The following is a 5,628-nucleotide window of genomic DNA, read 5'->3' as shown; positions in this document are numbered from 1 at the left end:
CATCTCGCCCGCCCTGCACCTCGGATAGCGATCATTCACCGTTTGTTCATTATGATAGCGCACGATCATAACTGGACATGCTGGTAGCTCGTACATGCCTGAAGGCCCTGCGCGCCGACCCAGCGCCGGGGCCTTTTTACTTCCGCAAAATCGATTCCAGCAACGTGGGCACTTCGCAGGATGTCGCAATCCCGCGCTTGCGATGATACGCCGTACAGCGAATTGCGCGAGTCAAACGAATTTGGGTTCCTCAAATATAGAATCGTCGATACCGATCCTGATGGATCGAGCCTCGACGACGAAGTCAACCATCTTCAAACGGAATTATTCAACATTGCCGAGAGCTCCCGGTGTGCCGTCGAAGCCGACATTCGGGAGGTCAGCGGTCACCAACGATCATGGTGATCGCCAGCATCTTTCGTATTCACATGACCGTCGGCCTGGTACTTTCCCGAGGCCATGACATGAGTGGGTCTTCCAAGCACCGATTTGGCCCGGTAGGATTTGCAGGGGGCGCGGACAAGCGGATGAACAAACGGAATGATGCTGGAAAACTGCGCGCCTGCTGGGATTTAGCCGACCGTCGATAGGAACATAGCCCTGGTCGACGGCTTTCTGAAGGGCAAGAGTTTCGCCGACCTGGCTCAGGAACATGGCTTGTCGACAACGAGGGTGCGCCAAATCATCGAGAAGGCCGATCGGCTCGTGGGCGGCGGCATTCAGACCAAGACTGAAACGTCCAACGCCTCGCCTCGATCCGATTTCATGGTCGACTATCCCTATGTGTGCAAATTGGCCGAGAAGCACCGGCTGGGTAGCGTCACGCCGCATCATTCTTTGCGGAGCTGGAGCGCGCGGGATCGCCGGAGCGGCTGGTGAAAGCGGTTGCCGGGGCGCACGCCAACAACAACACGTGAGCTGGCGCCTCGTGTGGCAAAAGGAGAGGGCGAGAGCCCATGGCCTGCAATGAAGCGATCAAGCATTGCGATCGTGGAACCAAGCTGCCCAGTCGACCATCCGGACCGCGGCCTTCAATGCCAGCTCGCCTTGGAATCGGCCTTCCAGGAATTGGCTGAGCGCGCAGCGGAATCCGGCTGGACCGAGGAGATAGCCACGCGCTCCTCGAACTCGCCGGCGCGCGCCTCAGGAGCGACTCCGCCAATGACGAGACTGAGAGGACGATTAATCGTGCCAGGGCAACGAGAGAGCGGCAGGTTCAAGAAGCCTCGCCTGACCCGATAGGAACGTCGCTGCGCCAATAAAATTGGCGGTGAAGGCTGACCGCGGCCGAGTCGGGCAAGCGAGCGAAGTGCTGAAATAAGGGCGTGAGAATCCAAGACATCGTTTGTAGAGAGCATCGAGCTTCGCGAAATTGTGGTACAGGATCGACCGCAGGTGTTCTCGGAGCGCTCGCAGAACCCGGGATTCTTCCGCGGCACCCGCCAAGGCGAAGAACGGTCAGAGTTGCACGATAACGCTTAAAAGCGAGCCTTCCTCCGAAAGTCTGCGCGCGCAGTTCCACGGTCCGATGCGCTTTCATAGCTATTCCAATCGCCGCGCCCATTCTCTCCCGGATCAGGTCCAGCGGGTCTGCAGTGCATGCGCCCCCAAAGTGGACGCCATTGGGCCGGGTGAACCGGGCTCGATTGCGCGCCGAAGGCCCGTTCCAGGCCCGGAAATCCGGGTCCGTCAGGGCGAGCGCGTGCGGGTCGAGGTAGAGAACGGCCTTGCCGAGAAAACGACCGTGCACTGGCATCGCGTGCGTGTGCCACATGCCATGGATGGCGTGCCTCACCTCACGCAGAAGCCGATTGGAGCGGGCGAGCGCTTCGTCTACGAGTTCGACGCCGTCGACGTCGGCATCTGCTGGTATCACCCGCACCAGCGGAGCTTCGAACAGGTCGGGCGCGGACTTTATGGTCCGCTGATCATCGAGGAACCGAAGGCGGTGCGGGCCGATCGCGAGGTGACCTGGATGCTCGGTGACTGAGGGCTGACGAAATCTGGCGCAATCAGCGAGGATTTCGGCAACCGGCACGACATTCACCACAATGGCCGCGTCGGCAACACGGTTACCATCAATGGCCGCGTGCCGGATACCTTTGCGGTCAGAAAGGGCGAGCGCATCCGGCTGCGGCTGATCAACGCCGCCAATGCACGCATCTTCAGTCCCGACTTCACGGGTTTTCAGGCCGGCCGTCATCGCGCTCGACGGCCAGCCGGTGACGCCACACGCGCCGGAGGCGGGTGGTGCTGGGTCCCGCAATGCGCACCGATCTGATCCTCGACATGACGGGCAAGCCGGGCAGCCGGCTTTCGATCTTCGACCAGTTCTACGAGGGGCTGGAATATGAGCTCGTCGATCTTGTTTATTCCGACACTCCGCTTAGGGCACGTGTGCCTGATTGGCCGCTGACCCTGCCGACCATTCCGCTGCCGGAGCCGGACCTCGATACAGCGTCCCGCAACGAAGTCGTCTTCACCGGCGGCATGATGGGCGAGATGGTGGCGCAGGACATGGGTGAAAGCATGGGTCCGGGCGCATGATGCAGGACGATGAATTCCGGCACCGCCTGGTTCATCAACGGCGTCGCCGCCGACGAGGCCAATCACGACATGAAGCCGGGGCTGACGCTCTTGCGGAATAAGAGCCACGTCATCGCCACGACCAACGCAACCGCGTGGCATGATCCGATCCATCTGCACGGCCATTCCTTCCGGGTGATTTCCCGCAACGGCCAGCCCACCCCACGTCGCGAATGGCAGGACACGGCGCTGGTTTCGCCGCGCGAGAAGGTCGAGATCGCCTTCGTCGCCGACAATCCCGGCAATTGGATGTTCCACTGCCACGTTCTCGAACACCAGGCGGCCGGTCGCCTGACCAGTCCACAAGCCGAAGGAGAAGCAAAAATGTCCAATACCCTGATAGCTCTTGTCCTCGCCTCGATCCTGTCAGGCGCCGCTCCGGCGTTCGCCGGCGAAAGGACGTCACGCTCTACAAGAACCCGCAATGCGGCTGCTGCGAAGGTTATGCCGGCTATTTGCAGGAAACGGCTTCGCTGTCACCGTCAAGGCCGACGCACGACCTTTTCGCCATGAGCCGCGAAGAGGGCATTCCGCCGGAAGCCGATGGCTGCCTTCTCTCGTTCATCGACGGCTATGTGGTGAGCGGCCATGTGCCGGTCGGCACGGTCAACAAGCTCTTGACCGAGCGGCCCGACATCAAAGGGCATGACGCTGCCCGGCATGCCGATGGGCTCCCCCGGCATGAGTGGCACGAAGGAAGCGCCCTTCGAGATTCTCGAAATCCGGAAGTCTGACGGGACCGGCGGCGTCTACGCCACGGAATAGGAGGCTTCGATGATGGAATGCATGAGCGGCATGATGATGTTCGGCATGGGCCTGGTGTGGCTGCTTGTCGTCGTCGTGCTCGTCCTCGGGACGGCCGCGCTGATCAAGTACCTGTTCTCCAGCGGCGGCAAAGGAGAAGGGCGTCGGTCCTCTTATCGATGCGTGGCCGCGGCAGGCCTCGGATTGGTCTGGACATTGCCTTGGCTCGCCAACCGGATGGCCGGTGGCGGCGCCCCGGCCGCGGCGATAGCGCTAGGCAAGACGGTTTTAGCCAGGCGAAGGTCAGCGCGATTGGAAAGCCCGCTGCCTTCGGGACGCATGCCGGCGCCGGGACCGGCCGCGGTCGTCGGCGGCGGCTACCAGAGCGACATGCCGGGCTTCGGGAATGTCCTCACCGACGAGGAGATCCGGGCCGTTCTGGCCTTCATCAAAAGCACATGGCCCGAGCGGGAACGCGCCTATCAGGCAGATGAGCCGCCGGGAGCGGGAGCAGACACAGTGAGACCAATCCTAGCCGCGGAGCCCTCGAACGCCCCCAACCGGAATGCATTGTCCATGAAAGCGAAACCGTCGCTTGCGATTCAATTTCTGGCGCTGATCCTCGCGACCTCCGCGCTGGCCCACCATCCGGGCGCCGATCTCGACAAGATGAGGGACAGCGCGGAGAGGTTCTTCCAGGCGATCGACGAGCAGGCCGCGCCGCCTTTCGAACTGGCCGACGCGGACGGAAGGGCCGTCCGCCTTTCCGATTTCTCCGACAAGATCGTGGTGCTCTACTTCATGACGAGGTAACCTTGGAAGAAGAAGGCGACGGCCACTGGCGGCAGGATGGCAAGCACGCTGGCCGCAAAAAGCGGCCCATACTCATAGAAGCGGGCCGGTTCTGTCGCAAATCGTGCTTTTGGCCACAACTGGACGCTTTCGCGCGCTTATGGACCAGCTCACATGTCCAACAACGCAAGCAGATGACAGGGCTCGACGTGCCCCGGGGTGGCGCCCTACTTCCACGCTCGCACTGTCACACTCCCGCCGAAAGGCGGGTTTAGTGAGTTATGGCAGTGACTGTGCCACCAGTCCAAACGTCGAGTTTCGCGGCAACTTCGACGCTTTCCTTAGCTGACTTGCCCAAAACCAGCGCGGCCAAAGCATACTGCTTGCCGCTCCCGATGGCATAATATTCACCTTTCACGGGATCACTTGGCAGCCAATTGCCGTCCAACAATACGGCTTCCCCATTTTTGCGCACTATCAGCGCCTCAAATTCAAAATTGTCGTCGTTGCGCGGCACAGGAATATCAGAAACATCCATGCCCTTCTCAACCCAGTCTCGAACGGCCTTTGGAATACCCAAGGACGAAGAGGAAACGCCGATGAGTGTGCCGTCGCATAAGCGAAACACCTTCGTTTTCTCACCGACGGATACTGAGTCAAAACCCAAGGCTCGGCCGTCGCCAGCCATGGTTCCGTTCCTGTAAGCTATTGTTGTCATTGGCACCCTTCTATCGCTACATCAAACTTCAGGACCTTGCGCATGTCCCCTGTGTCAAGGTCACTGACCCACGGCCTATTTGCCTGATACACGATACAGGCTGCGCTCCTTGAGTTCGCGCACGGGTGGCCGTCATCTTGCCGCCTTCGCGCAATGCCTTGAACAGGCCGAGTCTGTCCCCCAGCGGGAATGACAACCACCTCCATGTCGTTGAAAAGCAGGAAATCCGTCACTTTGCCTCGTCGGTAACGGGCGGAGCCGGAGCGGTCGTCACCGGGCAAGCGCGGTCGCAGTAGGTATCCTGGGCAGCCCGTCAGACATGGATGGCTCCGGTTGTGGTGACGGGGAGGGCGATAAGCAAGTTCGGGCCAAGTGATTGTTCCGCGGCTGTATGTTTTGGTGAGGTGATCATGCGACTTCTTGTTGGTCGGTCACGTGTTTGCGGATAACCAGCATGCGCTGTGCCAAATGAGAAAACCATTTAAAGTCAATCCAGCAGATCTGACTGTATTCCGACATTGTCGGAAATTGGACATCGCCGAACGCGAGCGCTCGGGGCTTGTGATGATACTTGGGCGTGCTGCTTCGGAGGAGGGATGCGCCTCGTACCGGCCGCGAAGCCTTCCTGCATTTAAGGCGCCAGATCAATTGAACGCGCATACCAGTCAGCCGTCCCGTCGTTTAGTCCAAATGGCGATCCATCTCAGCGCGCTCACGCCATCCACCTTTCTGCGCGACCCAAGCTAAACACGCTCGGCGATGATTAGGATACCTACTACATCTGGACC

At 60.4% G+C, this 5,628-nt stretch carries 8 protein-coding genes; 6 read left to right on the top strand and 2 right to left on the bottom strand.

The window, feature by feature from the left end; translation table 11 throughout:
• The first annotated feature begins 672 nt into the window (after positions 1 to 672).
• Entirely contained in the window at positions 673 to 879 is a 207-nt protein-coding gene (locus EOA86_RS19575) for a hypothetical protein (RefSeq protein WP_091600627.1), read from the top strand.
• 152 nt (positions 880 to 1,031) lie between these two features.
• On the opposite strand, the gene EOA86_RS38715 is transcribed toward EOA86_RS19575, so the two are convergent.
• The gene (locus EOA86_RS38715; protein WP_158302651.1) at positions 1,032 to 1,220 is read right to left on the bottom strand and encodes a hypothetical protein; all 189 of its coding nucleotides are present in this window, start codon (positions 1,218 to 1,220) and stop codon (positions 1,032 to 1,034) included.
• A 482-nt stretch (positions 1,221 to 1,702) separates the two neighbouring features.
• Here EOA86_RS38715 and EOA86_RS40445 point away from each other — a divergent pair, with 482 nt between their 5' ends.
• The 5 genes from EOA86_RS40445 to EOA86_RS41525 all read left to right on the top strand — a co-directional run bounded on the left by EOA86_RS40445 (position 1,703) and on the right by EOA86_RS41525 (position 4,143).
• Positions 1,703 to 1,990, top strand: a complete 288-nt coding sequence (locus EOA86_RS40445; RefSeq protein ID WP_236473615.1) for a multicopper oxidase domain-containing protein — start codon at positions 1,703 to 1,705, stop codon at positions 1,988 to 1,990.
• A gap of 260 nt (positions 1,991 to 2,250) precedes the next feature.
• Positions 2,251 to 2,547, top strand: a complete 297-nt coding sequence (locus EOA86_RS40440) for a hypothetical protein (protein WP_236473614.1) — start codon at positions 2,251 to 2,253, stop codon at positions 2,545 to 2,547.
• 9 nt (positions 2,548 to 2,556) lie between these two features.
• Positions 2,557 to 3,099 (top strand): multicopper oxidase domain-containing protein, encoded by a 543-nt coding sequence (locus EOA86_RS40435; protein WP_236473613.1) that lies wholly within the window; start codon positions 2,557 to 2,559, stop codon positions 3,097 to 3,099.
• Entirely contained in the window at positions 3,096 to 3,320 is a 225-nt protein-coding gene (locus EOA86_RS40430) for a DUF411 domain-containing protein (protein ID WP_236372580.1), read from the top strand. Before EOA86_RS40435 ends, EOA86_RS40430 begins: the two co-directional genes overlap by 4 nt.
• Before the next feature lie 40 nt (positions 3,321 to 3,360).
• Entirely contained in the window at positions 3,361 to 4,143 is a 783-nt protein-coding gene (locus tag EOA86_RS41525) for a redoxin domain-containing protein (protein WP_244529185.1), read from the top strand.
• Between the two features lie 250 nt (positions 4,144 to 4,393).
• On the opposite strand, the gene EOA86_RS19540 is transcribed toward EOA86_RS41525, so the two are convergent.
• Positions 4,394 to 4,810 carry a hypothetical protein gene (locus tag EOA86_RS19540; RefSeq protein WP_063169404.1) on the bottom strand — a complete coding sequence of 139 codons (417 nt, stop codon included), beginning with the start codon at positions 4,808 to 4,810 and terminating at the stop codon, positions 4,394 to 4,396.
• Positions 4,811 to 5,628: the final 818 nt, after the last annotated feature.

The organism is Mesorhizobium sp. M5C.F.Ca.IN.020.32.2.1, from assembly GCF_004023105.1.
Lineage (GTDB): Bacteria > Pseudomonadota > Alphaproteobacteria > Rhizobiales > Rhizobiaceae > Mesorhizobium > Mesorhizobium wenxiniae.
Note: the sequence above shows the minus strand (reverse complement) of the source record. Positions and strands in the feature narration are given on the sequence as shown.